Below are 25074 nucleotides of genomic sequence, written 5' to 3'. Positions count from 1 at the left end.
TCCCCCGGAGGTCAGTCCCTCGGAGGGTCAGTCCCTCGGATACCGCGCCAGCCAGCCCGGCGCCGACTCCACCGGACCGTGCAGGGCGGCGCCCTGGGTCATCTCCATGGCGAAGTCGTCCGCGAGCTCCAGGACCGTGGCACGGCCCTCCAGTTCGGCCACCCAGGCCGGCGGGAGGGCCGTCTCGCCGTGCAGGGTGCCGAGCAGGGCGCCGGTCAGCGCGCCGGTCGCGGCGGACGGGCCGTCGTGGTTGACCGCGAGGCGCAGCCCGTGCCGGATGTCCTCGCCGACCAGGGCGCAGTACACGGCCGCCGCGAGCTGCCCCGGCGCCCGGTCCTCGTCCGCGCCGAGCGCCGTCACCCGCTCCGCGTCCGGCATCCCCTGGCGTACGGCGGCCTGCGCGGCCTGGAGGGCCCCGCTGACCGGCTCGTGGCCGGGCCGCGGGGCGAGCTGCTCGAGCGCCGTGCGTACGGCTCCGTCGACGCTGTCGCCGCGGGCCAGGCCGTGCACGACGACCGCGAGGGCGCCGGCCGACAGGTAGCCGGCCGGGTCGCCGTGCGTCTGGGCGGCGCACTCCACCGCGAGCTGGCACACCAACTGCGGCTCCCAGCCGACCAGGAGTCCGAACGGCGCCGAGCGGACCAGGGCGCCGGAGTCGGTCGCGCCGGGGTTCTTGGGCCGGTCCAGGGTGCCCAGGACCTCGTCGCCGAAGCCGGTCAGGCAGGCCCTGGCCGGGTCCCGGCGCGCGTACAGCCACTCCTCGCGGGCCAGCCAGCCGAGGTCCCGGCGCCGCTCGTCGGGGCCCCAGTCACGCTGGGTCGCCGCCCAGCGCAGGTGCGCCCGGTGGACGTCGGTGGGCGGGTGCCAGGCGCCGGTGTCGCGGCGGACCTGGGCGCGGATGAGGCCGTCCACGGTGAACAGGGCCATCTGCGTGGCGGCCGTGACGGCCCCCCTGCGGCCGTACGCGGGGACCGGCTCGGTCAGGCCCTCGGGCCCGTACGCCTCGCGGATCCCGCCCAGGGGAAGGGCGGCCACGCCCGCGCCGAACGCGTCGCCGACCGCGCCGCCGAGCAGGCAGCCGCGGACCCTGGCGCGGAAGTCCTGCTGTTCGGTACGGCCCCACACGGCCGCGGCTGTGGTGGTCACGACGTGCCCTCCCCCCGGTACGAGGTCCCGTAGACCGGTCTGCCGAGCACTGTAATAGACCGGATGCGCTCGTTCAGGGGCCGGAACGGTATGTGATCTGACGCCCGTCGGTCCACTTTTGACCAGAGAGTCCCTAGTCCTGCGTCAGCAGCGGCAGGAGCTCCGGCAGGTGCCCGTCCGAGGTGCGGGCCGCCTGCTGTCGCTCCTGGGGGACCTCGCCGTACAGGGTCGTCCGGGGCCGGGCCGGGCGGCCGGCCGCCTCCGCGATGGCCTCCAGGTCCCGGATGGAACGGTACGAGCCGTAACTCGACCCCGCCATGCGGGAGATGGTCTCCTCCATCAGCGTGCCGCCCAGGTCGTTGGCGCCCGAGCGCAGCATCTCGGCGGCGCCCTCCGCGCCCAGCTTCACCCAGCTGGTCTGGATGTTGGGGATGTGGGGGTGCAGCAACAGCCGGGCCATCGCCGTGACGGCCCGGTTGTCGCGGACCGTCGGTCCCGGCCGGGCGATGCCCGCGAGGTAGACGGGCGCGTTGGTGTGGATGAACGGCAGCGTCACGAACTCGGTGAAGCCCCCGGTCTCCTGCTGGATGCGGGCGAGCGTGCGCAGGTGCCCGAGCCAGTGCCGGGGCTGGTCCACGTGCCCGTACATCATCGTCGAGCTGGACCGGATGCCGAGCTCGTGCGCGGTGCTGATCACCTCGATCCAGGTGGCCGTGGGCAGCTTGCCCTTGGTGAGCACCCAGCGGACCTCGTCGTCGAGGATCTCGGCCGCCGTGCCGGGGATCGAGTCGAGCCCGGCCTCCTTCGCGGCGGTCAGCCACTCCCGGATCGAGAGGCCGGTGCGCGAGGCGCCGTTGACGACCTCCATCGGCGAGAAGGCGTGCACGTGCATGCCCGGGACGCGCTCCTTCACGGCCCGCGCGATGTCGAAGTACGCCGTGCCCGGCAGGTCCGGGTGGATGCCGCCCTGCATGCACACCTCGACCGCGCCCACCTCCCAGGCCTGCTGGGCGCGGTCGGCGACCTGGTCGAGGGAGAGCGTGTACGCGTCGGCGTCGGTGCGCCGCTGGGCGAAGGCGCAGAAGCGGCAGCCGGTGTAGCAGACGTTGGTGAAGTTGATGTTCCGCGTGACGATGTAGGTCACGTCGTCGCCGTTCACGGACCGGCGTACGTCGTCGGCGATCCGGGTCAGCGCGTCGAGCGCCGGCCCGTCGGCGTGCAGGAGGGCGAGGGCCTGGGCGTCGGTGAGCCGGGTCGGGTCGTCGGCGGCGGTCGCGAGGGCATCGCGGACGTCGGTGTCGATGCGCTGCGGGACCATCCCGGGCGCGGCGGCCTCGCGCAGCGCCTCCCAGTCCCCGTACACCTCGTCGAAGTCCTCGCGGCGGTCGCCGGTGCGGCCCTCGGTGTCGATGGTGTGGTGGAGGTCGGTGCGGCCCGCGGCGGTGAAGGCCTCGTCGGGCTCCTGCCAGGGCAGTCCGCGCACGGGGGCCCCGGGGTCGGCGAGGCCGGTCTCCGGGTCGGCGAGCGCGCGCACGTGCGGGAGGAGACGGGGGTCGAGCCAGGGCTCGCCGCGGGTGACGAACTCGGGGTAGACGCAGAGCCGTTCGCGCAGCTCGAAGCCGGCGGCGGCGGACTTCTCGGCGAGCTCGTCGATCCGCGGCCAGGGCCGCTCGGGGTTGACGTGGTCGATGGTGAGCGGGGAGACGCCGCCCCAGTCGTCGATGCCGGCGGCGATCAGCCGCTCGTACTCGGCGTCGACCAGGTTCGGCGGTGCCTGCAGGCAGGCGGAGGGGCCCATGATGTGCCGGGCGACGGCGACGGTGGCCACCAGGTCGTCGAGCTCGGCGTCCGGCATGCCGCGCATCGCCGTGTCGGGCTTGGCGCGGAAGTTCTGGATGATCAGTTCCTGGATGCCGTGGTAGGCGCGGGCGATCCGGCGCAGCGCGAACAGCGACTCGGCCCGCTCCTCGTACGTCTCGCCGATCCCGAGCAGCAGCCCGCTGGTGAACGGCACGGAGGACCGTCCGGCGTCCTCCAGGACCCGCAGCCGCACGGCGGGCTCCTTGTCCGGGGAGCCGTGGTGCGGGCCGCCGGGCTCGCTCCACAGCCGGGTCGAGGTGGTCTCCAGCATCATCCCCATGGAGGGGGCGACGGGCTTGAGCCGCTGGAAGTCCGTCCACGACATCACCCCGGGGTTGAGGTGGGGCAGCAGCCCGGTCTCCTCCAGGATGCGGATCGCCATGGCCCGTACGTACGCGATCGTGTCGTCGTACCCGTGCGCGTCCAGCCACTCGCGGGCCTCCGGCCAGCGCTCCTCGGGCTTGTCGCCGAGCGTGATCAGCGCTTCCTTGCAGCCGAGCGCGGCTCCGCGGCGGGCGATGTCCAGCACCTCGTCGGGCGTCATGAACATCCCGTGGCCGGCCCGGCGCAGCTTGCCGGGCACGGTGGCGAAGGTGCAGTAGTGGCACTTGTCCCGGCACAGACGGGTCAGCGGTATGAACACGCTCTTCGAGTACGTGATGACCCCGGCCCGCCCCGCCGCCGCGAGCCCCGCGTCCCGCACCCGCCCGGCCGACGCGACGAGGTCGTCCAGGTCCGCACCCCGCGCCTGGAGCAGCACGGCGGCCTCGGTGACGTCGAGCGCCACCCCGTCCCTGGCCCTCTTGAGGGCGCGGCGCATGGCGTTCTCGGTGGGGCCTGCGGGGCGGCGTGCCTGGTGATCCGTCATGGACCGAGCATACGAGCGGCCATGGCCGACCGGAACGCGACGGAGTGGAACGTGTTCCAGTAGGAGCCCGCCGTCACGGCAGATACCGGGCGAACTCGTCGAGCACCCCCAGCACCTCCCCCTCGCCCGCCGGCGGCAGCTGGAGGACGACTTCCTCGCAGCCCAGCTCGGCGTAGTGCGCCAGCTTCCCCGGGTTCGGCAGGACCGCGTAAGGAACGACCTGGAGGGTCTTCGGGTCGCGGCCGGCCTGCTCCCAGGCCTCGCGGAGCACCGGCATCGACTGCGTCAGGCCGCGGCCGCCGATGGGCATCCAGCCGTCCGCGTACTCGGCGATCTGCGCGAAGAGCCTGGGGCCCGCCGCGCCGCCGAGGAGGGTGCGCGGGGCGCCGCCGGCCGGCTTGGGGTACGCGTAGGACGCCCGGACCGACACCCCGAACCCGCCCTCGTACGCGGTCGGTTCCGCCGCCCACAGCGCCCGCATCAGCGCCATCCGCTCCCGTCCGAGCTCGCGCCGCGTCTCCCACTCCACGCCGTGGTCGGCGGCCTCCTCCTTGTTCCAGCCGAAGCCGACGCCGAGGGTGAAGCGTCCGCCCGAGAGGTGGTCGAGGGTGGCGATCTGCTTGGCCAGGCCGATCGGATCGTGCTCGGTGATCAGTGTCACGCCGGTGCCGAGGGCGAGGTGCTCGGTGACGGCGGCGGCCTGGCCGAGGGCGACGAAGGGGTCGAGGGTGCGGCCGTACTCCGGGGGCAGTTCGGTGCCCGCGGCCGGGTAGGGCGTGGTCCGCTCGATCGGGATGTGGGTGTGCTCGGGGAGGTAGAGCCCCGCGAAGCCCCGCTGCTCCAGCTCACGCGCGAGGCGGACGGGGGTGATGGTCTCGTCGGTCAGGAAGATCGTGGTCGAGATCCGCATAGCGGCACGGTAGGGGTTGGGGCCCCGATTTCCGAGAGGTGCGACGGGGATCCGTACCGCGTTGTCGTTCCCTTGTTCACGACACGCGAGGAGAGTCGTGTACATGACGAATACGACCAGACGCGCGCTTCTCGCGACGGGCGCGGCGACCGCGTTTACGTTGGGGACCGTGAGCTTCGCCCAGGCCGCCGACGGGGATCTCACCCGGACGGTCACCGGCACCCTGCCGCCCGGCTCCCCCGACTACGTCTACCTGCCGGTGGAGCTGCCGCGCGGGGTGCGCGAGCTGCATGTCTCCTACGCGTACGAGCGGCCGGCCGTGCCGGCGGGGACGCAGGGCAACGCCCTGGACATCGGCCTGTTCGACCAGCGCGGCACGGCCCTCGGCGGCCGCGGGTTCCGGGGCTGGTCGGGCGGGGCGCGCACGGAGTTCTTCGTACGGGGCGACGACGCGACGCCCGGCTATGTCGCGGGGCCGCTGAAGGCCGGGACCTGGTACGTCGTGCTCGCCCCGTACACGGTCGCCCCGCAGGGGCTCGCCTACACGGTGACGGTCACCCTGCGGCTCGGGGCGTCCGCGCCCGCCGTGGCGCCCGTCCATCCGCCGGAGCGGGCCCGGGGCCGCGGGCGGGCCTGGTACCGGGGCGACTGCCACCTCCACACCGTGTACTCCGACGGGCGCCGCACCCCGGCCGAGGTCGCCGCGCTCGCCCGGGCGGCGGGGCTCGACTTCCTCACGACCACGGAGCACAACACCCATGCCGGGCACGGCGCATGGGCCGCGCACGCCGGGGACGACCTGCTGATCCTGCTCGGCGAGGAGGTCACCACCCGCAACGGCCACGTCCTCGCCCTCGGCACCGAGCCGGGCACCTTCGTCGACTGGCGCTACCGGGCGCGGGAGAACCGTTTCGGCCACTTCGCCCGCGAGATCCGCCGGGCCGGCGGCCTGGTCGTGCCCGCGCATCCGCAGGCCACCTGCATCGGCTGCGCCTGGAAGTCCGGACTCGGCGACGCGGACGCGGTCGAGGTGTGGAACGGCCCCTATACCCCGGACGACGAGGTCGCCCTCGCCGGCTGGGACGCGGCGCTGGCGCGTGGCCGCTGGACCCCGGCGATGGGCAACAGCGACGCCCACCGCGACCCCGACCTGGTCGGGACCCCGCAGACGGTGGTCCTCGCCGACGAGCTGAGCCGGGACGCGATCCTGGACGGGCTGCGGGCCGGGCGCAGCTATGTCGCCGAATCCTCCGCCGTCTCGGTGGAGTTCACGCTCGCCGACACCCGCGGGCGCACGGCCGGTCTCGGCGAGCGCCTCACCGTCCCGGCCGACGAACCGGTCACCGCCCGCCTCCGCGTGACCGGCGCCCCCGGCCGCACCGCCCGCTTCGTCACCGACCAGGGCGTGCTGCACACCGCGCCCCTGGCAGCGGACGGCACGGGCACGGCCGAGTGGACGACGACCGCCGCCTACGCCACGTACGTACGGGCGGAGGTCCGCCACCCGGCGACGCTGCCGCCCCTGCCGGGGGCGCTCGTGGCCTTCACCAACCCCGTCTTCCTGGAGGCGTCCTGAAGGCCTCCCCGGAAGAACTCACACGGGAACCGTCACATCCGCGCCGCGCGCGACTGTTCACGGTCGGCCGCCTGGCGCGGGGTGCCGTGCTTCTCCGACGAGGAGCGGGCCGCACTCGCGGCGGCCGGGTCGGCGCGAGCTGGACGTCACGACCCGCCGGCCGGCCGGCGCGAGGATCCGAGCTCCGGCTCGCGCACCATCCGCACGTCGATCGGGTCCTCGGACTCGAGCCTGAAGCCCGCCCGCTCGTAGAGCCGGCGCGCCGCACTGCCCTGGACCACGGTCAGCCGCACGGGTACGCCCTCGGCGTCGGCCCGGTCGAGCAGCGCGCGCAGCACCGCCGTCCCGAGGCCCTGCCCCTGGGCCTCGGGGGCGAGGTAGAAGTGCTCCAGATAGCGGCCGGGGCCGTGCTCGTACGGGCCGAAGGCCACGCACCCCGCGAAGGCGCCGGCGACCTCGATCACCGAGGTGTGCGCGAGCCGGAAGTCGTCCCGCAGCCGCTGGCGCACCCGGTGGTCGTCGTAGCGGCCCAGGCGCACGAGGTCGTCCCGCATCACCACGGCCTTCAGCTCGGCGACGGTCTCCACGTCCTCCGCCCGCGCCGGGCGTATCAGCCAGTTCGTCTCCCCATGCATGCACGCATCCTAAGAAGACGGCCGCGCGCGGCCCGGTCCCCCGCGGCGTAACCGGATCCGCGGGCTCCGCGTTGGAGTGGGCATGAAGAAGATGCTCACCGCCGCCGCCCTGACCTCCCTCGCCGTCGCGGGCGGGCTCCTCGCCACCGCGCCGGGTGCCGCCGCCGACAGTGCCGGCGCGAACCTTCCCTCGGTCGTGCCGCTGAGCGGCGTCCTGGCCCCCAAGGCGAAGCCGGCCTCGGCGGCCGACATGCCCGCCGCCAACAAGCTGGTGGAGGGCCTGCTCCCCGGGCAGCACTGACCGGCCGGCACCGGGACGACGAAGGTGGCGGGCCCCCCACGGGCCCGCCACCTCGCCGTGTCCGTCACCGGTCGGCCGAGGAGTCCATCAGTCCTCGACCACCAGCGCCGGGGTCTCCTTCGTCAGCACCTCGCCGCGGAAGAACGCGGGGCTGCGGCGCTGCATCACCAGCATGATCACCACGCCGAGCAGCAGCAGGCCGACGCCGATGACGAAGACCGAGCCGACGCCGAACACGGCGGAGCCGGATCCGTAGTCCGGGTCCCACATGTCGTACAGGGTCTTGCCGAAGACGGCGGTCAGCATCAGGCCGCCGAGGGCCGGCATGAGGCCCTTGAAGGCGAAGTCGCGGGCGGAGCGGAACAGCTCGCCGCGGAAGTACCAGACGCAGGCGAAGGCCGTCAGGGCGTAGTAGAAGCAGATCATCAGGCCGAGCGCGTAGATGGTGTCGACCAGGACGTGCTCGCTGGCCAGGGTCATCACGGTGTAGAAGACGCCGGTGGCGACACCGGCCACGACGGTGGCCTTGCCGGGGGTCTTGAAGACCGGGTGGACCTTGGTGAAGGACTTCGGCAGGGCCTCGTACGTGGACATCGCGAGGACCGTACGGGCGACCGGGATGAAGGTCGTCTGGAGGCTGGCGGCGGCCGAGGCGAGGACCGCGACGAAGAGCAGGATGCCGAGGGCGGGGCCCATGACGGGGCCGGCCAGGGCGGCGAAGACGTTGTCGGAGGTCTCCGGGTTGGCGAGGCCGAGGCCCTTGTCGCCGGAGCCGACGGCCATCTGGGCGGCGACGCCGGTGGCCAGGTACGAGCCGACCAGGACGACCATGGCGATGAGGGCGGCGCGGCCGGGGGTCTTCTGGCTGCCGGTGGTCTCCTCGTTGGTCGCCATGCAGGCGTCCCAGCCCCAGTACATGAAGATCGACAGAGAGAGTCCGGCGGTGAAGGCGGCGAAGGACTGCACCGCGAACGGGTTCATCCAGGACCAGGAGAAGTCGACCGAGGTCTCGAAGGAGCCGGCCTTCGACAGCGCCATCACCACGAAGAGGCCGAGGACGACGAGCTGGAGGCCGACGAGGGCGTACTGCACGCCCTTGGTGGCGGTCATGCCGCGGTAGCTGATCGCGGTGGCGAGGGCGATCAGGGTGAGGCAGGTGACGATGTGGACGGCCTTGTTGTCGTCCAGGGCGCCGATCGAGGGGTTGCCCGTGATCTCCCCGGCGAGCAGCCAGAAGTACGAGGTCGCGACGCCGGCCAGGTTGGACAGCACGATGATCGTCGCGATGACCAGGCCCCAGCCGCACATCCAGCCGATCTTGGGGCCGAAGGCCTTCACCGTCCAGGTGAAGGAGGTGCCGCAGTCGGGCATGACCTTGTTGAGCTCGCGGTACGCGAAGGCGACGAGCAGCATCGGCAGGAAGCCGGCCAGGAAGACGGCGGGCATCTGCAGCCCGACCTCGCCGGCGGTGGAGCCGAGGGTCGAGGTGAGGCAGTAGACGGGGGCGACGGTGGAGATGCCGATGACGGCACTGCCGAGCAGGCCCACGGAGTTCCCGCCGAGGCCCTTGGTGCGCACACCGCCCTCGGTGCGCACGCCGTGGCTGTCGCCCGGCGCGGCGCCCCTTACCGTGTCTCCGGCCTGGGGCCGCACATCCACCTGAGTCATGAACAGGACGTTAAGTGCTGCGGTTTCCACATCCGGAGGATCGAACTCCGCCCGCTTGATCGCTTTGCGCCTTGCATTATTAGGCCGGAAACCGATCCTCACCAATGATTGAAAGATCGACGACCGCGAGGGACCGACCAAGCGGCAGGTCCCTCGCGGAGTGTCCGATATGCGGGAACCGCAGCTCCGCCCCAAATGTCCGTTTTCAAAATTTCCCGAGGCAATTTTTCAGCCGGACCAGACCACCGCCTGCAGCTCGCTGTAGGCATGCAGCGCGTACGAGCCCACGTCCCGCCCCACACCGCTCTTCTTGAACCCGCCGAACGGCGCCTCCATGTTCCGGCCGACGGTGTTCACCCCCACCCCGCCGGCCCGCAGCCGCCCCGCGATACGGAATGCGCGGGCCACGTCCCCCGACCACACGTAGTCGATCAGCCCGTAGTCGCTGTCGTTGGCCAGCGCGACACCCTCCTCCTCGTCGTCGAAGGGCACCACGACGACCACCGGGCCGAAGATCTCCTCCCGCACCACCCGCATCTCGTTGGTGCACTCCGCGAGGAGTGTCGGGGCCACGTAGAAGCCGCGGTCCAGGTCGGGCCGCTCGCCGCCCGCGACCACCCGCGCCCCCTCCTTCCGCCCTAGCTCGACGTACGACTCCACGCGGTCGCGATGCGCCGCCGAGATCACCGGGCCGACCACCGTGCCGGGCGCCACCGGGTCGCCGACCTTCATGTGGCCGAGATAGCCGGTCAGCTTCTCGACCAGCCGGTCGTGGATCCCGCGCTGGGCGAGCACCCGGGTCGGGGCCGTGCAGATCTGCCCGCTGTAGAAGGAGAACGTCGTCCCGATCCCCAGCACCGCCGCGGCGAGCCCCTCGTCGTCCACGTCGTCGAAGACCAGCGCCGCGCCCTTTCCGCCCAGCTCCATGAGCTGGCGTTTCATCCCGCGCCCGCAGACCTCGCCGATCGCCTGGCCGACGGCCGTGGAGCCGGTGAAGGAGACCATGTCGACCTCCGGGGAGTCGACCGCCGCCTCGCCCACCGCCTGCGCCGAGCCCGTGACCACGTTGACCACGCCGGCCGGGACACCCGCCTCCTCGAGGGCGCGGGTCATCGCGAAGACCGACAGCGGGTCCTGCGGGGCCGGCTTCACCACGACCGTGTTGCCCATGGCGAGGGCCGGGGCGATCTTGCCGGCCGGATTGGCCCAGGGGTTGTTGTACGAGGTGATGCAGGTGACCACCCCGACCGGGCGGCGTACCGCCACCGCCCCGAAGACCCCGGCCCTGCCCATCGGCCCGGCCTCGTTGATCTGCGGGGGCAGCGCCTGCTCGACCGGCTCCAGGGCGCCGCGCGCGTACCGCCGGAAGCGGGCCGCGCCGACGGCCACCTGCATCCCGCGGGCCGTCGCCGTGGTGGCCCCGGTCTCGGCCCGGGCGAGCAGGGTGTTCGCGTCGGCGTCGCGGGCCATCAGGTCGGCGGCCCGGTCCAGGATCGCCGCCCGCTCCTCCGGCCTGGTCCGCGACCAGGTCGCGAAGGCCGCGCGGGCCGCGTCGGCCGCCTCGTACACCTGACGCCGGGAGGCCTCGGGCGCGAGGCCGACGACGTCCTCGGAGGCCGGGTCGATCACCTCGTAGTGGCCGCCGTCGGGCTCGACCCACTCTCCCCCTATATAGAGGCGCTCCTGGAGGGTCATCGCGTACTCACCGTCCTCGTGTCGCGGCCCGAGCGCAGCACCCGGCCCGGGATCGCGCCCGTCACCTCGTCGTCCCGTACCGTCTCGACCCCGTTGACCCGCACCGACACGATCCCCACCGCGCGCGAGTCCAGGCGCGGGCTGTCGCCGGGCAGGTCGTGGACCAGGGTGGCCGGGCCCGCGTCGATCCGCTCCGGGTCGAAGAGGACCAGGTCGGCGTGGAAGCCCTCGGCGATCCGGCCGCGCTCGACGAGCCCGAAGAGCCGGGCCGGGTCGTCGCTCAGCATCTTCACCGCCTGCTCGAGGGGGACCAGCTTCCGGCCGCGCAGACAGTCGCCGATGAAGCGGGTCGTGTACGGCGCCCCGCACATCCGGTCCAGGTGGGCGCCCGCGTCCGAGCCGCCGAGCAGCACGTCCTCGTGCTGCCAGGTCTCACGGCGCAGCGCCCAGGAGGCCGGGTCGTTGTCGGTGGGCATGGGCCACAGGACGGTGCGCAGGTCGTCGTTGGCACAGATCTCGACGAGACACTGGAAGGCGTCCTGGCCGCGCTCGGCGGCGATGTCCTTCACCACCCGGCCGGTGAGGCCCTCGTTCTCCGGGCTGTACGTGTCCCCGATGACGTACCGCCCGAAGTTCGCGAGGCGCCGGAAGACGCCCGCTTCCCTGGAGTCGGCGCGCCGCAGCATCTCGGCCCGCACCTCCGGGTCGCGCAGCTTCGCGATCCGTTCGGGTACGGGCAGGCCCAGGACCTCGCCCCAGCCCGGGATGAGGTTGAGCGCGCAGAAGGTGCCGAGCGACATGTTCATGGGGGTGAGGATCGGCATGGTGAGGGCGACGATCCTGCCGCCGGACTTGCGGGCCCGCTCGGAGGCGAGCAGCTGGCGCGGGACGCGCTCGGGGACGGTGGCGTCGACCGTGAGGACGTTCCAGTTGAGGGGCCGTCCCGCGGCGGCCGTCATCTCCACGAACAGATCGATCTCGGCGTCCGAGAACTGGTCGAGGCAGCCGGCCAGGATCGCCTCGATCTGGGTGCCCTCGTGCTCGCCGACCGCCTTCGACAGGGCGATGAGCTCGGCGGGCCGGGCGTGCCGGGAGGCGACGGGGGCGCCGTCGCCGTCGGAGTGGGTGGCGGACTGGGTGGTGGACAGGCCCCAGGCGCCGGCCTCCATGGCGTCCTTCAGGAGGCCGACCATCTGGGCCAGCTGCTCGTCGCTCGGCTGCCCGCCGACCGCGTCCGCCCCCATCACGTACCGGCGCAGGGCACAGTGGCCGACCATGAAGCCGGCGTTGACGGCGGTCCTGCCGTCCAGGGCGTCGAGGTACTCGGCGAAGGAGGACCAGCTCCAGTCGACGCCCTCCTCGAGGGCGGCGAGCGCCATGCCCTCGACCTTGGACATCATGCGGCGCGTGTAGTCGGCGTCCTCGGGCCGGTCCGGGTGGAGCGGGGCGAGGGTGAAGCCGCAGTTGCCGCCGGCGACGGTGGTGACGCCGTGGTTCATGGAGGGCGTGGCGTAGGGGTCCCAGAAGAGCTGGGCGTCGTAGTGGGTGTGCGGGTCGACGAAGCCGGGTGCGAGGACGAGGCCGGTGGCGTCCTCGGTGCTCCGGGCCTCCTCGGTGAGGGTGCCGGGCGCGGCGACGACGGCGATCCGCCCGTCGCGTATCCCGACGTCGGCGGTGAAGGCGGGGGCACCGGTGCCGTCCACGACGGTGGCGCCCTTGATGAGGTGGTCCAGCATGGCGTTCCGTTCCTTTCTGCGGCGGTGCGTCCTGCGGCACTGCGTTCCCCGGCGGTGTGTCCTGGGGAGCGCGTTCCGCGGCGGTGCGCGAACGGGCCCCGGACCGGGGGCCGCCGCGGAACGGCCTCCGGCCGGGGCCGGTACGGGGCGGTGGTCCGGGAAGACACCGCCCCGCGCTGTGCGGGACCCGCTACTGCCCCGCCGCCTGGCGGAACCGGGTGGTGCGGTGGACCGGGTCGGTGTCAATCTCGGGGATCACGTGCTCGCCGATCAGCTTGATCGAGTTCATCGTGTCCTCGTACGGGATCCCGATCGGCAGCCCGAAGGAGAGCTGGTCGGCGCCGGCCTGCTCCCAGCGCTTGCACTGGGCGAGGACCTCGCTCGGGTCGCCGCAGATCATCAGCTCCTCGGCGATGAGGAGTTCGATGATCTCGGCCGAGTACTCGGGCAGCAGCTCCGGCCACTCGGGGATGCCCTCGGGCCGGGGGAAGGTGTCGTGGTAGCGGAAGAGCAGCGACTGGAGGTAGTTGAGGCCGCCGCCGACGGCGATCTCGACCGCCTTGTCGTGCGTCTCGGCGCAGATCGCGGTCGAGGTGACCATGACGTTGTCGTTGACGAAGTCGCCGACCGCCCTGGCCTCCTTGATCGCGGTCTTGTACGACTCGACGACCCACTCCATGTCGGAGACCTTCTGCACGCTGAAGCCGAGGACGCCGAGCCCCTTCCTGCCCGCCATGGCGTACGAGGAGGGGGAGCCGGCCGCGTACCACATGGCCGGGTGGGACCTGCCGTACGGCTTGGGCAGGACCTTGCGCGGCGGGAGCGACCAGTGCTTGCCCTGGAAGCCCTCGTACTCCTCCTGGAGCCACATCTTGGGGAACTCGGCGATCGTCTCCTCCCAGATCTCCTTGGTGTGGTTCATGTCGGTGATGCCCGGCATGAACCCGAGGATCTCGTGGGAGCCGGCGCCCCGGCCGGAGCCGAACTCGAAGCGGCCGCCGGAGAGGTGGTCGAGCATGGCGACCTTCTCGGCGACCTTCACCGGGTGGTTGACGGGGGCGAGCGGGTTGAAGATCCCGGAGCCGAGGTGGATGCGCTCGGTGGCGTGGGCGAGGTACCCGAGGTAGACGTCGTTGGCGGAGAGGTGGGAGTACTCCTCCAGGAAGTGGTGCTCGGAGGCCCAGGCGTACTTGAAGCCGGACTTGTCCGCCTGGATGACGTACTCGGTCTCCTCCATGAGCGCCTTGTGCTCGGCTTCGGGATCGGTCTCGGCGCGCTTGCCGACGTATCCCTGCACGAAGATCCCGAATTCCAAGGAAGTTCACCGCCCCTTGTTTCGTTTCTGACGTATCGTCAGATTCGTTGATGTGCCCGACTGTCGCACCGCGTGACGGGTGCGGTCAATAGCTGATGAGGCGTCAGAACAGGCTGACGCCGGCCAGCCAGCCGCCGTCGATGACGAACGGCTGCCCGGTGATGTACGCGGAGTCCTCGCCGGTCAGGAACAGCGCGAGCGCCGCCACCTCCTCGGGCCGGCCGATCCGCCCCAGCGGCACGAGCTTGCGGTACAGCTCCGCCGTCGCCTCCGGATCCACGCCCTCCGGATTGCTCATCGCGGTGTCGATGGCGCCCGGGCACACGGCGTTGACCCGGATCCCCTTCCCGGCCAGCTCCAGGGCGGCGACGCGGGTGAGGCCGAGGACCGCGTGCTTGGTCGCCGCGTAGGCGCCGACGCCGGCCATGCCCGTCACGCCGGTGTACGAGGCGGTGTTGACGATCGTGCCGCCGCCGGAGGCCTCGATCTCGGGAGCGACGCTCCGGATCCCGAGGAAGCAGCCCACCTGGTTGACCTGCACGATGGCCTGGAACTCGTCGAGGGGCGTCGACACGAGCTCGTTGAAGCGAAGGATGCCGGCGTTGTTGACCAGCCCGTCGATCCGCCCGAACCGCTCCTTGGCGGTCGCCACGGCCGCCGCCCAGTCCTCCTCGCGGGTCACGTCGAGGTGGACGTAGCCGGCCCGCTCCTCCCCGAGCTCCTTGGCCAGCGCCTCGCCCGGGCCGTCCAGGACGTCCCCCAGCACGACCCTGGCCCCCTCGGCGGCGAAGAGCCGCGCCTCCTGCTCACCCTGCCCGCGCGCCGCGCCGGTGATGACGACGACGCGACCGTCCAGCTTGCCCATGGCGTACTCCTCGCGATTATCGGAGATGGGGTGCGACCTCGGCGGCGAACGCGGCCATCTGGTCGGTGAGTTCGGTACGGCTCCGGGAGCGGAACCGCACCTGGATCTGGTGCACGCCCATCTCCCCGTAGGCGCGCAGGGACTCGGCGAGCGCCTCCGGCTTGCCAGTCAGAGCGCGCCGGCCGGTCTCCCAGGCGGGCTCGCCCACGTACAGCGCCTCGGTGATGGCGCCGACGGTGATCGGGGCCTCGACGCCGGCCTCCTCGCGCAGCCGCTTCAGCCGGACGATCTGCTCGGCGAGCCGGCCGCGCGGGTCGCCCTGCGGCAGCCAGCCGTCCCCCTTGAGCGCGGCCCTGCGCACGGCGGCGGGCGAGGACCCGCCGACCCAGACCGGCACCCGCTCCTGGGCGGGCCGCGGCAACTGCCCGAGCCCGCCGAAGGAGAACCGCTCGCCGCGGTGCTCCGGATACTCCTCGGGTCCGAGCGCGGCCCGCAGGGCGTCGATGGTCTCGTCGAGCACCGCACCGCGCCCGGCGAAGTCGGCCCCGACCGCCTCGAACTCCTCCTGCACGTGCCCGGCCCCGACCCCGAGGACCAGCCGCCCCCCGGAGAGGTGGTCGAGCGTCGCGTACGCCTTGGCGGTCACCAACGGGTGCCGCAGCCCCACGACGGCCACGTGCGAGAGCAGCCGCACCCGCTCGGTGGCCGCCGCGAGGAAGGAGAGCGTGGCCACCGTGTCGTACCAGACCGTGCTCATCGCCCCCGCGAGCCGGCGCGGGATGGCGACGTGATCGCAGCTCGCGACGTAGTCGAACCCGTGCGCGTCGGCGGCCCGGGCGACCGCGACGAGATCCTCGGGCCCGGCGGCGGCCTCCCAGGGCTCCGCGTAGAGGGCGCTCTGGGACTGGACGGGCAGCTGCATCCCGTAGACCACCATGGGGCTCCCCAATCTGACGGATCGTCAGTTTCGATGACGGCCCCCATGCTGGCCGCTGACGCTCCATCAGACAAGAGGTGTGCCGCCTCTACGGGCGCCAGAGGCCGTCCTGCGTGAGGCCGAGGAGTCCGATCGCGTTGCCGCGGACGATGCGGTCGACGACATCGGGGGCGAGGTGACCCATCTGGGCCTCGCCGACCTCGCGGGACTTGGGCCAGGTGGAGTCCGAGTGGGGGTAGTCGGTCTCGTAGAGGACGTTGCCGACGCCGATCGCGTCGAGGTTGCGCAGGCCGAAGGCGTCGTCGAAGAAGCAGCCGTAGACGTGCTCGGCGAAGAGCTCCGACGGCGGGCGCAGCACCTTCTCGGCGACGCCGCCCCAGCCGCGGTTCTCCTCCCACACGACGTCGGCGCGCTCCAGGATGTACGGGATCCAGCCGATCTGCCCCTCGGCGTACATGATCCTCAGGTTCGGGAAGCGCTCGAACTTGCCGCTCATCAGCCAGTCGACCATCGAGAAGCAGCAGTTGGCGAAGGTGATCGTGGAGCCCACGGCGGGCGGGGCGTCGGCCGACGTGGACGGCATGCGGCTGGAGGAGCCGATGTGCATCGCGATCACGGTGCCGGTCTCGTCGCAGGCACGCAGGAACGGGTCCCAGTGGTCGGTGTGGACGGACGGGAGCCCGAGGTGCGGCGGGATCTCGGAGAAGGCGACCGCGCGCACGCCGCGGGCCGCGTTGCGGCGGACCTCCGCGGCGGCGAGCTCCGGGTCCCACAGCGGGATCAGGGTGAGCGGGATGAGCCGGCCCCGCGCCTCGGGGCCGCACCACTCCTCGACCATCCAGTCGTTGTAGGCCCGGACCCCGAGGAGGCCGAGTTCACGGTCGGCGGATTCCGTGAAGGTCTGCCCGCAGAATCGGGGGAACGTGGGGAAGCAGAGTGCCGACTGGACGTGGTTCACGTCCATGTCGGCGAGCCGGTCCGGGACGGAGTACGAGCCGGGTCGCATCTGCTCGTACGTGATGACCTCGAGGCGGATCTCGTCGCGGTCGTAGCCGACGGCCGTGTCGAGCCGGGTGAGCGGGCGGTGCAGGTCCTCGTAGACCCACCAGTCGCCTATGGGGCCTTCGTCCCCCTTGGCGCCCATCACGGGGGCGAACTTTCCGCCCAGAAAGGTCATTTCCTTCAGCGGGGCACGGACGATCCGGGGCCCGATGTCGCGGAATCGGGACGGGAGCCGGTCCTGCCAGACGTGCGGGGGCTCCACGGTGTGGTCGTCCACCGAGATGATCTTGGGGAAGGTCTCCATGTCCTTCACGGTAGCGCTGATCTGACGATCCGTCAGCTTATGCTGCGCGCGGGGAGCGCGGATCCGCTCCGGAGCCGGCCTCCGATTCGGCTCCTCATCGGCCGACCCGATGCTGACGCGCGCCCTCCGGACAAGGCAGACTGTCTTGGGCGAAACCAGCGGTACGGGCAGGGGGAGCTAATGGACCGGGAGAACGGGCCGCGGGTTCCGGGGCAGCGGGCTCCGGCAACGCGTTCCGGCGGAACCGGCACCGGGCCGGCCGTCGAGCCGCACTCCGGCGCGACGGGCGGCGCGAAGCCGTCCGCGGGCACCGGGGGCGCGACGGCCACCGCCCCGGAGGCCGCATCGGGGGCGGCGCCGAGGCCGGGCGCCGGGTCCACGCCTTCGCCCACGGGCGCCTCTACCGGCGCCGCCACGGGCGCCTCGCCGACACCCGCCGAGAACGGCTCGCCCGCACCCCCCGGCCTCCGTTTCGGTGTCCTCGGGCCGGTGCGGGCCGCCCGTGGCGACCAGACGCTGCTCACCGGGTCGCCCCAGCAGCGGGCGCTGCTCGCCGCGCTCCTCCTGCGGGAGGGGCGGACCGCCACCGCCGCCGAGCTGATCGACGCCATCTGGGGCGAGGAACCTCCGTCGCAGGCGCTCGCCGCCGTGCGGACGTACGCCTCGCGGCTGCGCAAGATCCTCGACCCCGGGGTCCTGGTCAGCGAGTCCGGCGGGTACGCCATCCGCACCACCGCCCTCGACCTCCACCAGGCCCACGAGCGGGCCGCCGAGGCCGAGAAGCTGCGGGCCGCCGGCCGGCGGAACGCAGCGCGCGACCGGCTCAACGAGGCGCTCGCACTGTGGGAGGGCGAGACCCTCGCCTCCGTCCCCGGGCCGTACGCCGAGACACAGCGCACCCGCCTTGAGGAGTGGCGGATGCAGCTGCTGGAGAGCCGGCTCGACATGGACCTGGAGGTCGGCGCCCACGCCGAGGCCGTCTCCGAGCTGACCGCGCTCACCGCCGCGCATCCCCTGCGCGAACGGCTCCGCGAGCTCCTCATGCTCGCCCTCTACCGCAGCGGCCGGCAGGCCGAGGCGCTCGCCGTGTACGCCGACACCCGGCGGCTCCTCGCCGACGAACTCGGCGTCGACCCCAACCCCGAGCTCTCCCGGCTCCAGCAGCGCATCCTCCAGGCCGACGCCGAACTCGCCCGGCCCGTCGAGGAGCAGCACCCCGCCGCGCCGCCCCTCGCACGTCCCGCCCAACTCCCGGCCACGGTCCCCGACTTCACCGGCCGCACCTCCTTCGTACGCGAGCTCGGCGACCGGCTCGCCACCGCCGAGGGCTCCGTCATGGCCGTCTCCGCGCTCGCCGGCATCGGCGGCGTCGGCAAGACCACCCTCGCCGTGCACGTCGCCCACGAGGCCCGCCCGCACTTCCCGGACGGCCAGCTCTACGTCGACCTCATGGGCGCCGGGGCGCGGGCCGCGGCCCCCGAGACCGTGCTCGGCGCCTTCCTGCGCGCCCTCGGCACCCCCGACTCGGCCATCCCCGACTCGCTGGAGGAGCGGTCCGCGCTCTACCGCTCCACGCTGGACGGCCGCCGGGTCCTGGTGCTGCTCGACAACGCCCGAGACGCGGCCCAGATCCGCCCCCTGCTGCCCGGTACGGCCGGCTGCGCGGCGCTGGTGACCAGCCGTATCCGCATGGTCGACCTGGCCGGCGCGCACCTCGTCGACCTGGACGTCATGTCCCCTGAGGAGGCGCTCCAGCTCTTCACCCGGATCGTGGGCGCGGAGCGGGTGCAGGCCGAACGGGAGGCCGCGCTCGACGTGGTCGCGGCGTGCGGCTTCCTGCCGCTCGCCATCCGGATCGCCGCCTCCCGGCTGGCCGCGCGCCGCACCTGGACCGTCTCGGTGCTCGCCGCGAAGCTCGCCGACGAGCGGCGGCGCCTGGACGAGCTCCAGGCCGGCGACCTGGCCGTCAAGGCCACCTTCGAACTCGGCTACGGCCAGCTGGAGCCGGCCCAGGCCCGCGCCTTCCGGCTGCTCGGCCTCGCCGACGGCCCCGACATCTCGCTGGCCGCGGCCGCGGCGGTCCTGGACCTGCCGGAGTGGGAGACCGAGGACCTCCTGGAGGCCCTCGTCGACACCTCGCTCCTCGAATCCGCCGCCCCCGGCCGCTACCGCTACCACGACCTCGTACGCCTCTACGCGCGTGCCTGCGCCGAACGCGACGAACAGCCCCCGGCGGAACGGGAGCTGGTGCTGTCGCGACTGCTCGACTTCTACCTGGCGACCGCCGCGCGGGTCTACGCGATCGAGCGCCCCGGCGACCGTCTGGTCGACCACCTGGAGCCCACCCGGTACGAGGGCCTGACCTTCACCGACCGCCACACGGCGCAGGACTGGCTGTACGCCGAGGCCAACTGCCTCCTCGCCTGCGTCCGCCAGGCCGCCCACACCCGCGACACCCTGCGGCGGGCCGTGGACCTGCTGTGGGCGGCGCTGGACCTCGGCGAGTCGGGGGCGAACGCGAAGGAGTTCGAGGCCGTCGGCACCTTCGTCCGCGAAGCGGCCCACGGCCACGGCGACGCCCGGGCCGAGGGCCGCGCGCTGATGGCGCTCGCGGGCGTCCACCACACCGCCGGCCGCTTCGCCGAGGCGGACCGCGACGCCGAACTGGCCCTTCCGTACGCGGAGGACGCCGGGGATCCGCTGCCGGTCTGCTGGTCCGCGAACGCCCGGGGCATCATCGCGCTGTACCAGAGCCGCTTCGAGGAGGGCGAGGTGCACCTCGCCCACGCCATCGAGCGCTTCCGCAGCATCGGCGACCGTCCCGGCGAGGCGAGCGCCCTGTGCAACCTGTCCCGTATCCACCTCGCGACGGGACGCACGGCACAGGCCATCGCTCTCGCGCGGGAGGGCACGGAGATCTACGACTCGATGGGGCACTCGCTGCGCGGCGCCAACGGCCGGTACGCGCTGGGCCTCGCGCTGACCGAGGCCGCGCAACTGGCCGACGCGGTCGACCGGCTGCGCGAGGCACTGGAGGTCTTCCGGGACAGCCGACAGCGGCTGTGGGAGGGGATGACCCTGTTCCGGTTGTCGGAGGTGGACATCGCCGCGCGACGGCACGCCCAGGCGGCGGCCAACGCGGAGATGGCTCTCACCGTCCTGCGCGGCATCGGCGGCGAGTGGCGGCGGGGCAATGTGCTGACCGTGCTCGGGCGCGCCCTCGACGGAATCGGGCAGCCGGGCCGGGCGCAGGTCTGCTGGCAGGAGGCCCTCGACATCTTCGAGTCGCTGAGCGCTCCCGAGGCGGCGGAGGTCCGCAGGCTGCTGGCCCCCATGGCGGCGTAGCGCGGCGCCAGACCCCGCCCCGGCCCCTCGGCCTGCCCGTTCATCGTTCGTTTATCGCCGAGCGGCATGCTTCTTCTTGTCGATCCGTCGCGTCGGGGGGCAGACGGGTCGCCGGCGCAGCCGTCACCTCTGAGAACTAGGGTGAGCGGCCGTGAGTGATCCGTCCGGCTGGTCACGGGGGAGCGGCCGGACGGATCGCGCGCCGGATCCCACCCATCAGACGCAGGAGTTGACGCGATGAGCAACCCGATCGAGAAGGACGCGGTCGTGAAGCCCCAGGACATGCACGCCACCGGCGGCACCGAGGGGATCACGACGAAGGACATGCACGCCACGTCCGAGCCGGCGGTCGACGCGATCACCGCGAAGGTCACGGGCAAGGGCGAGGAGCTCGTCACCCAGGACATGCACGCCACCACGGAGCCGTTCAAGCCGACGCAGCCCTGAGCCATCTCGCAACGGGGGAGGTCGCGGAGACGCCATCGGGGGAGTCGCCGGGGCCATGACCGCCCGCACGAAACGCCGCACCGGGCTCGGGGGACGCCCCCGGGTCGGGGGGATCCGAGGGGACGGCCCGGCGCGGCGCGGGCGGGCGGTCGAGAGCGGAGGGGCCGGGCGAAAGCCCGGCCCCTCCGTCACGCGCGGGGGGGGTGGCGCGTATCGACCTGACGGATTCGGCGCGATCTCCTCGTACTCGCGTTCGACATGGGTCATGATCGATCACGTCGGGAACGGCAGGTGGTGGGGACCGCCCGCCTGACCCGGCCGGCTCGCCATGAGCGCGCAGGGGGGAGGGCCTGGACCGGCGCACAACCGGTCCGGGCCCTTTGGCGTTCCGGGCGCCGCGGTCAGCGGGCGCGCAGGGCGCCCTTCAGGACCTTCCCGCTCGCGTTCCTCGGGAGTTCCTGGACGAACTCGACCTCGCGCGGGACCTTGTAGTTGGCCATCTCGCGGCGGGACCAGGCGATCAGGTCGTCGGCGGTGACGCGGGCGCCCGGGCGGCGGACGGCGAAGGCCTTGCCGACCTCGCCGAGCCGCGGGTCCGGGACGCCGATGACGGCGACGTCGGCGATGTCGGGGTGGAGGCCGAGGAGCTGCTCGATCTCGGCGGGGTAGGCGTTGAAGCCGCCGACGATGAACATGTCCTTGATCCGGTCGGTGATGCGGAGGTTGCCCGCCTCGTCGAGGACCCCCACGTCGCCCGTGTGCAGCCAGCCGTCCGCGTCGATCGCCGCGGCCGTCGCCTCCTCGTCCTCGAAGTAGCCGCGCATCACGTGGAAGCCGCGGACCAGGACCTCGCCCGTCTCCGAGAGGCGGAGCTCCGTGCCGGGGACGGGCCGGCCGGACGTCCGCGCGATCACCTCCGGTGCGTCGCCCCGCCGGCACATCGTCACGATGCCGCTCGCCTCGGAGAGGCCGTACGCCGTGAGGACCGTGCCGACCCCCAGCTCGGACCTCAGCCGCTCCACCAGCTGGAGCGGGACGACCGCCGCGCCCGTCACGACGAGGCGGAGGCTCGACAGGTCGTGGGCCGCACGGGCCGGGTGGTCGAGGAGGGACTGGTGGAGGGTGGGCGGGCCGGGCAGGACCGTGACGCGCTCCGCGGCGATGTTGGCCAGGACCGTGTCCACGTTGAAGACCGGCTGCGGGATCATCACCGCACCCCGCTGGAGGCAGGCGATGATGCCGGCCTTGTAGCCGAAGGTGTGGAAGAAGGGGTTCACGATCAGATAGCGGTCGCCCTCCCGCAGTCCGGCGAGCTCGCTCCAGACCGCGTAGCAGCGCAGGGTCTGTTCGTGGGTGATGACGGCGCCCTTGGGGCGGCCGGTGGTGCCGGAGGTGTAGATGATGTCCGAGGGGTCCGACGGGCGCACCGACGCCGCCCTCGACCGGACCTCCTCGGGCCGGATCCCGTCGCCCTCCGCCAGGAAGGACTTCCAGGTCGTGTAGCCGTCGTCGTCGGGCGCCGTGTCGCCGAAGACCACCACCCGTTCCAGGTGCGGTAGTCGGACGCCCGCCCGGCGCAGCGAGGCCACGTACGAGGTCCCCAGGAACGTGCCCGTGACGAAGAGCAGCCGGGCCCGGGAGCGGGCCAGGACGTCGGCGGCCTCCGCCCCCTTGAAGCGGGTGTTGAGCGGGACCAGGACCGCGCCCGCGGTCACGGCGCCGAGCGCCGAGACGATCCAGTCGAGGGTGTTGGGCGCCCAGATCGCGACCCGGTCCCCCGCCCGTACGCCGGTGACGACGCATGCCGCCGCCGCGCGTTCCACCCGCTCGCCGAGTTCCGCGTACGAGATCCGGGTGCGGCCCTCGACGACGGCCTCGCGAGGTCCGTACCGCCCGGCCGCCCAGCGCACCAACTCCGGTATCGAGCCGTACTCCGCCGACATCGCCCACCCCTCCCGTAGCTGACTATCCGTCAGATTAGCTGTAGCCTGACGCGCTGTCAGCAGTGCTGCCGGGCCTGGAGGTCGCCTTGCTCAAGGACGCAACAGCCATCGTCGGGATAGGCCAGACACCCTTCGCCAAACACCTCCCGGAGTCCGAGAAGACCCTCGCCTGCCGGGCGATCCTCGCCGCCCTCGACGACGCGGGCATCGACCCCTCCGAGGTCGACGCCTTCGCCTCGTACACGATGGAGGAGACCGACGAGGTCGAGGTCGCCAAGGCGATCGGCGCCGGGGACGTCACCTTCTTCTCCAGGATCGGATACGGCGGCGGAGGGTCCTGCGCCACCGTCGGACACCTCGCCGCCGCCATCGCCACCGGCCAGGCCACCGTCGGCGTCGCCTGGCGCTCCCGCAAGCGCGGCAGCGGGCCTCGGCCCTGGAAGAACACCGCCGTCCAGCTGCCCACCCCCGGCCAGTGGACCCGGCCCTTCGGACTGCTCCGCCCCTCCGACGAGATCGGCATGCTCACCCGCCGCTACATGCACGAGTACGGCGCCACCCGCGACCACCTCTTCAACGTCGCCCTCGCCTGCCGCAACCGGGCCAACCAGAACCCCGCCGCGATCATGTACGAGCGGCCGCTGACCCGGGAGATGTACATGACCTCCCGCTGGATCAGCGAACCCCTCTGCCTCTTCGACAACTGCCTGGAGACCGACGGCGCCCTCGCCTGCGTCGTCGTCTCCGCCGAACGCGCCCGCGACTGCCGCCAGAAGCCCGTCTACGTGCACTCCGCCGCCCAGGGCCTGCCCGCCCAGCACCACGGCATGGTCAACTACTGGAACGACGACCCGCTCTCGGGGCCCGCCTGGACGGCCGCCCGACACCTGTGGAAGCAGGCCGACTTCGGGCCCGCCGACGTCGACGTGGCCCAGATCTACGACGCCTTCACCCCGCTGATCCCGCTCTCCCTGGAGGGCTACGGCTTCTGCGGCCGTGGAGAAGGCGCCGCGTTCACCGAGGGCGGCGCCCTGGAGATCGGCGGCCGGCTGCCCCTCAACACCGGCGGCGGCGGGCTCTCGGAGGCGTACGTCCACGGCTTCAACCTCATCAACGAGGGCGTCAAACAGCTCCGCGGCGTCTCCACCGCCCAGGTCCCCGACGCCGCCACCTGCCTCGTCACCGCCGGCGAGGGCGTCCCCACGTCCGCGATCCTGCTGAGGAGCTGAGAAGCCCCATGAGCCCCATGCTGACCCCCGTCACCGACGAGGACGGCGCGCCCTTCTGGGAGTACGCCGCCCGCGGAGAGCTGCGCGTCCAGGCCTGCGCGGCCCCCGGCTGCGGCGAACTGCGCTTCCCGCCCCGCCCCTGCTGCCCGCACTGCCACTCCTTCGACAGCACATGGCGCCTGATGTCCGGCCGTGGCCGCATCTGGTCCTTCGTCGTCCCCCACCCGCCGCTGCTCCCGGACTACGCGGCCCAGGCCCCCTACAACGCGGTCCTCGTCGAACTCGCCGAAGCCCCCCGCATCCGTCTTGCCGGCAACGTCGTCGCCTCCCCCGACGCCCCCCTGAACTCCGTCGACCCCGCCCGGCTGCGCATCGGCGCCGCCGTGAAGGTCGTCTTCGCCGACATCGACGGCGTCACCGTGCCCCGCTGGCTCCTGGAGCGCGGATGAGCATCGGCGTGGAGCGGGACAAGGAGACCGGCGTCGCCGTCGTCACCCTCGACCGACCCGGGAAGCACAACGCGATCACCCTGGACATGGCCCGCGCCCTCGCCGAGACCTGGCGCGTCTTCCGCTACGAGGACGAGGTCCGGGCGATCGTCGTCACCGGGGCCGGCGGGCGGGCCTTCTGCACCGGCATCGACCGGTCCGCGAGCGTGCCGCAGCCCTCCTCCCCGTACGCGATCGACGATCCGCTGATCGGCATCGGCCCCAAGGCGAACGACCTGTGGAAACCGGTGATCGCCGCCGTGGAGGGCATGGCCTGCGGCGGGGCGTTCTACCTGCTCGGCGAGGCCGAGTTCCTCGTCGCCGGCCAGGACGCCGCCTTCTTCGACCCGCACACGACGTACGGGATGGTCAGCGCCTTCGAAACCATCCACATGGCCCAGCGGATGCCCTTCGGGGAGGTCGCCCGGATGGCCCTGATGGGCACCGCCGAGCGGATCTCGGCCCGGCGGGCGTACGAGACGGGGCTGGTCAGCGAGCTGACTCCGACGGGCGGGGCGCTCGCCGCCGCGCGCCGGGCCGCGGCCGTCATCGCCTCGTACCCGACCGAGGCCGTGCAGGGGACCGTACGGGCGCTCTGGTCCGCCAAGGAGGCGGCCCGCGCCCAGGCCCTCGCCCACGCGCCGCACCTGGTTGCACTCGGGAATCTGCCACCGGACCGGCAGGCCGAGCTGTTCACCCGAAGGAGCGGCGGGCACCGACTCCGCTAGAGTCCCGGCAGGTCTGTTTTAATGGATCTTCAGTTTGATGAGACACCGTCAACGGCGGTGGGACAGCCCCGCGTTC

19 protein-coding genes are annotated in these 25074 nt (G+C 72.8%); 7 read left to right on the top strand and 12 right to left on the bottom strand.

The genetic code is table 11. The features are described 5' to 3' along the window. Positions 1-27 precede the first annotated feature (27 nt). From ACIGEZ_RS26775 to ACIGEZ_RS26765, 3 genes are all read right to left on the bottom strand, one after another. Positions 28-1146 carry an ADP-ribosylglycohydrolase family protein gene (locus tag ACIGEZ_RS26775; RefSeq protein WP_399835530.1) on the bottom strand — a complete coding sequence of 373 codons (1119 nt, stop codon included), beginning with the start codon at positions 1144-1146 and terminating at the stop codon, positions 28-30. Positions 1147-1279: 133 nt separating this feature from the next. Then, positions 1280-3874 carry a bifunctional FO biosynthesis protein CofGH gene (locus tag ACIGEZ_RS26770; protein WP_399835527.1) on the bottom strand — a complete coding sequence of 865 codons (2595 nt, stop codon included), beginning with the start codon at positions 3872-3874 and terminating at the stop codon, positions 1280-1282. 73 nt (positions 3875-3947) lie between these two features. After that, positions 3948-4784, bottom strand: coding sequence for an LLM class F420-dependent oxidoreductase (locus ACIGEZ_RS26765; protein WP_399835524.1), 837 nt, complete (start codon positions 4782-4784; stop codon positions 3948-3950). Positions 4785-4887: 103 nt separating this feature from the next. On the opposite strand from ACIGEZ_RS26765, the gene ACIGEZ_RS26760 reads away from it, so the two are divergent. Next, positions 4888-6360 carry a CehA/McbA family metallohydrolase gene (locus tag ACIGEZ_RS26760; protein ID WP_399835522.1) on the top strand — a complete coding sequence of 491 codons (1473 nt, stop codon included), beginning with the start codon at positions 4888-4890 and terminating at the stop codon, positions 6358-6360. 146 nt (positions 6361-6506) lie between these two features. Here ACIGEZ_RS26760 and ACIGEZ_RS26755 read toward each other — a convergent pair whose 3' ends face one another. Further along, on the bottom strand, positions 6507-6995 hold the full coding sequence (locus ACIGEZ_RS26755) for a GNAT family N-acetyltransferase (RefSeq protein WP_399835519.1): 489 nt from the start codon (positions 6993-6995) through the stop codon (positions 6507-6509). Positions 6996-7077: 82 nt separating this feature from the next. Here ACIGEZ_RS26755 and ACIGEZ_RS26750 point away from each other — a divergent pair, with 82 nt between their 5' ends. Further along, positions 7078-7296 (top strand): hypothetical protein, encoded by a 219-nt coding sequence (locus ACIGEZ_RS26750; protein ID WP_399835516.1) that lies wholly within the window; start codon positions 7078-7080, stop codon positions 7294-7296. A gap of 87 nt (positions 7297-7383) precedes the next feature. Here the strand turns inward: ACIGEZ_RS26750 and ACIGEZ_RS26745 are convergent, their stop codons facing one another. From ACIGEZ_RS26745 to ACIGEZ_RS26715, 7 genes are all read right to left on the bottom strand, one after another. Next, positions 7384-8964: an APC family permease gene (locus tag ACIGEZ_RS26745; RefSeq protein WP_399835514.1), complete on the bottom strand. Its 1581-nt coding sequence runs from the start codon at positions 8962-8964 to the stop codon at positions 7384-7386. 228 nt (positions 8965-9192) lie between these two features. Beyond that, on the bottom strand, positions 9193-10659 hold the full coding sequence (locus tag ACIGEZ_RS26740) for an aldehyde dehydrogenase family protein (protein ID WP_399835511.1): 1467 nt from the start codon (positions 10657-10659) through the stop codon (positions 9193-9195). After that, positions 10656-12395: an amidohydrolase family protein gene (locus tag ACIGEZ_RS26735; RefSeq protein WP_399835509.1), complete on the bottom strand. Its 1740-nt coding sequence runs from the start codon at positions 12393-12395 to the stop codon at positions 10656-10658. Before ACIGEZ_RS26735 ends, ACIGEZ_RS26740 begins: the two co-directional genes overlap by 4 nt. Before the next feature lie 190 nt (positions 12396-12585). Next, on the bottom strand, positions 12586-13710 hold the full coding sequence (locus tag ACIGEZ_RS26730) for an LLM class flavin-dependent oxidoreductase (RefSeq protein ID WP_399835506.1): 1125 nt from the start codon (positions 13708-13710) through the stop codon (positions 12586-12588). Positions 13711-13813: 103 nt separating this feature from the next. Next, positions 13814-14575 (bottom strand): SDR family NAD(P)-dependent oxidoreductase, encoded by a 762-nt coding sequence (locus ACIGEZ_RS26725; RefSeq protein ID WP_399835503.1) that lies wholly within the window; start codon positions 14573-14575, stop codon positions 13814-13816. Between the two features lie 16 nt (positions 14576-14591). Then, positions 14592-15512, bottom strand: coding sequence for a TIGR03619 family F420-dependent LLM class oxidoreductase (locus ACIGEZ_RS26720; protein ID WP_399835500.1), 921 nt, complete (start codon positions 15510-15512; stop codon positions 14592-14594). An 88-nt stretch (positions 15513-15600) separates the two neighbouring features. Beyond that, entirely contained in the window at positions 15601-16818 is a 1218-nt protein-coding gene (locus ACIGEZ_RS26715; RefSeq protein ID WP_399835497.1) for an amidohydrolase family protein, read from the bottom strand. Between the two features lie 180 nt (positions 16819-16998). On the opposite strand from ACIGEZ_RS26715, the gene ACIGEZ_RS26710 reads away from it, so the two are divergent. Then, complete coding sequence (locus tag ACIGEZ_RS26710) at positions 16999-20163, top strand: BTAD domain-containing putative transcriptional regulator (protein ID WP_399835494.1); 3165 nt, start codon at positions 16999-17001, stop codon at positions 20161-20163. A gap of 237 nt (positions 20164-20400) precedes the next feature. Further along, positions 20401-20610 (top strand): hypothetical protein, encoded by a 210-nt coding sequence (locus ACIGEZ_RS26705; RefSeq protein ID WP_399835491.1) that lies wholly within the window; start codon positions 20401-20403, stop codon positions 20608-20610. A gap of 401 nt (positions 20611-21011) precedes the next feature. Here ACIGEZ_RS26705 and ACIGEZ_RS26700 read toward each other — a convergent pair whose 3' ends face one another. After that, positions 21012-22553: a FadD3 family acyl-CoA ligase gene (locus ACIGEZ_RS26700; protein WP_399835488.1), complete on the bottom strand. Its 1542-nt coding sequence runs from the start codon at positions 22551-22553 to the stop codon at positions 21012-21014. 86 nt (positions 22554-22639) lie between these two features. On the opposite strand from ACIGEZ_RS26700, the gene ACIGEZ_RS26695 reads away from it, so the two are divergent. From ACIGEZ_RS26695 to ACIGEZ_RS26685, 3 genes are read left to right on the top strand one after another with little or no spacing between them, the layout of a single operon-like run. Next, positions 22640-23782 carry a lipid-transfer protein gene (locus ACIGEZ_RS26695; protein WP_399835485.1) on the top strand — a complete coding sequence of 381 codons (1143 nt, stop codon included), beginning with the start codon at positions 22640-22642 and terminating at the stop codon, positions 23780-23782. A gap of 17 nt (positions 23783-23799) precedes the next feature. Continuing rightward, on the top strand, positions 23800-24231 hold the full coding sequence (locus ACIGEZ_RS26690) for a Zn-ribbon domain-containing OB-fold protein (RefSeq protein ID WP_399835858.1): 432 nt from the start codon (positions 23800-23802) through the stop codon (positions 24229-24231). After that, positions 24228-24998 (top strand): enoyl-CoA hydratase/isomerase family protein, encoded by a 771-nt coding sequence (locus ACIGEZ_RS26685; protein WP_399835483.1) that lies wholly within the window; start codon positions 24228-24230, stop codon positions 24996-24998. Before ACIGEZ_RS26690 ends, ACIGEZ_RS26685 begins: the two co-directional genes overlap by 4 nt. Positions 24999-25074: the final 76 nt, after the last annotated feature.

It is taken from the genome of Streptomyces sp. NPDC085481, from assembly GCF_044541845.1.
Lineage (GTDB): Bacteria > Actinomycetota > Actinomycetes > Streptomycetales > Streptomycetaceae > Streptomyces.
This window is presented reverse-complemented; position numbering and strand designations above follow the sequence as displayed.

Bases quoted from the DNA above. Each gene is read 5' to 3' on its own strand.
- ACIGEZ_RS26770 (WP_399835527.1), bottom strand. From the start codon at position 3,874: ATGACGGATCACCAGGCACGCCGCCCCGCAGGCCCCACCGAGAACGCC.
- ACIGEZ_RS26765 (WP_399835524.1), bottom strand. From the start codon at position 4,784: ATGCGGATCTCGACCACGATCTTCCTGACCGACGAGACCATCACCCCC.
- ACIGEZ_RS26760 (WP_399835522.1), top strand. From the start codon at position 4,888: ATGACGAATACGACCAGACGCGCGCTTCTCGCGACGGGCGCGGCGACC.
- ACIGEZ_RS26755 (WP_399835519.1), bottom strand. From the start codon at position 6,995: ATGCATGGGGAGACGAACTGGCTGATACGCCCGGCGCGGGCGGAGGAC.
- ACIGEZ_RS26750 (WP_399835516.1), top strand. From the start codon at position 7,078: ATGAAGAAGATGCTCACCGCCGCCGCCCTGACCTCCCTCGCCGTCGCG.
- ACIGEZ_RS26745 (WP_399835514.1), bottom strand. From the start codon at position 8,964: ATGACTCAGGTGGATGTGCGGCCCCAGGCCGGAGACACGGTAAGGGGC.
- ACIGEZ_RS26740 (WP_399835511.1), bottom strand. From the start codon at position 10,659: ATGACCCTCCAGGAGCGCCTCTATATAGGGGGAGAGTGGGTCGAGCCC.
- ACIGEZ_RS26735 (WP_399835509.1), bottom strand. From the start codon at position 12,395: ATGCTGGACCACCTCATCAAGGGCGCCACCGTCGTGGACGGCACCGGT.
- ACIGEZ_RS26725 (WP_399835503.1), bottom strand. From the start codon at position 14,575: ATGGGCAAGCTGGACGGTCGCGTCGTCGTCATCACCGGCGCGGCGCGC.
- ACIGEZ_RS26720 (WP_399835500.1), bottom strand. From the start codon at position 15,512: ATGGTGGTCTACGGGATGCAGCTGCCCGTCCAGTCCCAGAGCGCCCTC.
- ACIGEZ_RS26715 (WP_399835497.1), bottom strand. From the start codon at position 16,818: ATGGAGACCTTCCCCAAGATCATCTCGGTGGACGACCACACCGTGGAG.
- ACIGEZ_RS26710 (WP_399835494.1), top strand. From the start codon at position 16,999: ATGGACCGGGAGAACGGGCCGCGGGTTCCGGGGCAGCGGGCTCCGGCA.
- ACIGEZ_RS26705 (WP_399835491.1), top strand. From the start codon at position 20,401: ATGAGCAACCCGATCGAGAAGGACGCGGTCGTGAAGCCCCAGGACATG.
- ACIGEZ_RS26700 (WP_399835488.1), bottom strand. From the start codon at position 22,553: ATGTCGGCGGAGTACGGCTCGATACCGGAGTTGGTGCGCTGGGCGGCC.
- ACIGEZ_RS26690 (WP_399835858.1), top strand. From the start codon at position 23,800: ATGCTGACCCCCGTCACCGACGAGGACGGCGCGCCCTTCTGGGAGTAC.
- ACIGEZ_RS26685 (WP_399835483.1), top strand. From the start codon at position 24,228: ATGAGCATCGGCGTGGAGCGGGACAAGGAGACCGGCGTCGCCGTCGTC.